This window comes from Actinoplanes sp. NPDC051537, from assembly GCF_055586105.1.
Genome location: NZ_JBVJIU010000044.1, coordinates 1 through 2700, shown reverse-complemented (window position 1 = coordinate 2700; position 2700 = coordinate 1). Strand labels below are relative to the sequence as shown.

Here is a 2700-nt window from a genome sequence, read left to right as displayed (position 1 = left end):
ACGTTGAGTCCGGCGGCGTCCTACTCTCCCACACCCTCCCGAGTGCAGTACCATCGGCGCTGGAGGGCTTAGCTTCCGGGTTCGGAATGAGACCGGGCGTTTCCCCTCCGCTATGACCACCGAAACAGCTGCCAGCATCACGAACCAACTCGCGTTTTCGCGGTGGTTGTTCGTTTGCTGTGAATCACACAGTGGACGCGTTGAGCATAAAGTTTATTGTGGTTAAGCCCTCGGCTTATTAGTACCGGTCAACTGAACCAGTTACCTGGCTTACATTTCCGGCCTATCAACCCAGTCGTCTGGCTGGGAGCCTTACCCCCTCAAGGGGGTGGGATACCTCATCTCGAAGCGAGCTTCCCGCTTAGATGCTTTCAGCGGTTATCCCTTCCGAACGTAGCTAACCAGCCGTGCCCCTGGCGGGACAACTGGCACACCAGAGGTTCGTCCGTCCCGGTCCTCTCGTACTAGGGACAGCCCTTCTCAAGTATCCAACGCGCACGGCGGATAGGGACCGAACTGTCTCACGACGTTCTAAACCCAGCTCGCGTACCGCTTTAATGGGCGAACAGCCCAACCCTTGGGACCTGCTACAGCCCCAGGATGCGACGAGCCGACATCGAGGTGCCAAACCATCCCGTCGATATGGACTCTTGGGGAAGATCAGCCTGTTATCCCCGGGGTACCTTTTATCCGTTGAGCGACACCGCTTCCACACGCAAGTGCCGGATCACTAGTCCCGACTTTCGTCCCTGCTCGACCTGTCAGTCTCACAGTCAAGCTCCCTTGTGCACTTACACTCAACACCTGATTGCCAACCAGGCTGAGGGAACCTTTGGGCGCCTCCGTTACCCTTTAGGAGGCAACCGCCCCAGTTAAACTACCCACCAGACACTGTCCCTCGACCCGATCAGGGCCGCAAGTTAGATACCCAAACCCAACAGAGTGGTATTTCAACATTGCCTCCACCCGAACTGGCGTCCGAGCTTCACCGGCTCCCACCTATCCTACACAATTAAATTCGGATACCAATGTCAAGCTATAGTAAAGGTCCCGGGGTCTTTCCGTCCTGCCGCGCGTAACGAGCATCTTTACTCGTACTGCAATTTCGCCGGGCCTGTGGTTGAGACAGTGGGGAAGTCGTTACGCCATTCGTGCAGGTCGGAACTTACCCGACAAGGAATTTCGCTACCTTAGGATGGTTATAGTTACCACCGCCGTTTACTGGCGCTTAAGTTCTCCGCTTCGCCCTTACGGGCTAACAGGTCCCCTTAACGTTCCAGCACCGGGCAGGCGTCAGTCCATATACATCGTCTTACGACTTGGCATGGACCTGTGTTTTTAGTAAACAGTCGCTTCCCCCTGCTCTCTGCGGCCATACCACGCTCCCACCGCAAGGGTGTTCACGCGTCCGGCCCCCCTTCTCCCTAAGTTACGGGGGCAATTTGCCGAGTTCCTTAACCACAGTTCGCCCGTCGCCTCGGTATTCTCTACCTGACCACCTGTGTCGGTTTCGGGTACGGGCCGCTCGGAACATCGCTAGAGGCTTTTCTCGGCAGCATAGGATCACTGACTTCACCTGATACGGCTCGGCATCACGTCTCACCCTTCAACGCGCCACGGATTTACCTATGGCACGGGCTACACGCTTACCCCAGGACAACCACCGCCTGGGACCAGCTACCTTCCTGCGTCACCCCATCGCTAAACTACTACCACCCGAGGTCCCGGACTCCACCAGTTCAGACCGAAGTCCTCGCCGGCTTTGCGCGGTTAGTACAAGCGGGTTCGTCTTGGGCGTTCCTTTGCGGGTACGGGAATATCAACCCGTTATCCATCGACTACGCCTCTCGGCCTCGCCTTAGGCCCCGACTCACCCAGGGCGGATTAGCCTGGCCCTGGAACCCTTGGTCATTCGGCGGAAGAGGTTCTCACTCTTCATTCGCTACTCATGCCTGCATTCTCACTCGTGCAGCGTCCACGACTGGGTCACCCCGCCGCTTCACCCGCTGCACGACGCTCCCCTACCCATCCACACACCTGGACCGTCGCCTCAAGGGCGCCGGCCTGGTTCATGTGTGAATGCCACAGCTTCGGCGGTGTGCTTGAGCCCCGCTACATTGTCGGCGCGGAACCACTTGACCAGTGAGCTATTACGCACTCTTTAAAGGGTGGCTGCTTCTAAGCCAACCTCCTGGTTGTCTAAGCGACCCCACATCCTTTTCCACTTAGCACACGCTTAGGGGCCTTAGCTGGTGATCTGGGCTGTTTCCCTCTCGACTACGAAGCTTATCCCCCGCAGTCTCACTGCCGCGCTCTCACTTACCGGCATTCGGAGTTTGGCTGATTTCGGTAAGCTTGTAGGCCCCCTAGACCATCCAGTGCTCTACCTCCGGCAAGAAACACGCGACGCTGCACCTAAATGCATTTCGGGGAGAACCAGCTATCACGGAGTTTGATTGGCCTTTCACCCCTAACCACAGGTCATCCCCCAACTTTTCAACGTTGGTGGGTTCGGTCCTCCACGCAGTCTTACCCACGCTTCAACCTGCCCATGGCTAGATCACCCCGCTTCGGGTCTAGAACACGCGACTCAAAACGCCCTCTTCAGACTCGCTTTCGCTACGGCTACCCCACACGGGTTAACCTCGCCACGTGCCACTAACTCGCAGGCTCATTCTTCAAAAGGCACGCCATCACCCC

The 2700-nt window shown here is 57.4% G+C and carries 2 rRNA genes; both read right to left on the bottom strand.

From position 1 onward, the window contains the following. Positions 1–7: 7 nt before the first annotated feature. Positions 8–124: ribosomal RNA gene (gene rrf / locus ACZ6TB_RS48835) — 5S ribosomal RNA — on the bottom strand. Positions 125–218: 94 nt separating this feature from the next. Then, a 23S ribosomal RNA gene (locus ACZ6TB_RS48830) occupies positions 219–2700 on the bottom strand; the annotation flags it as partial.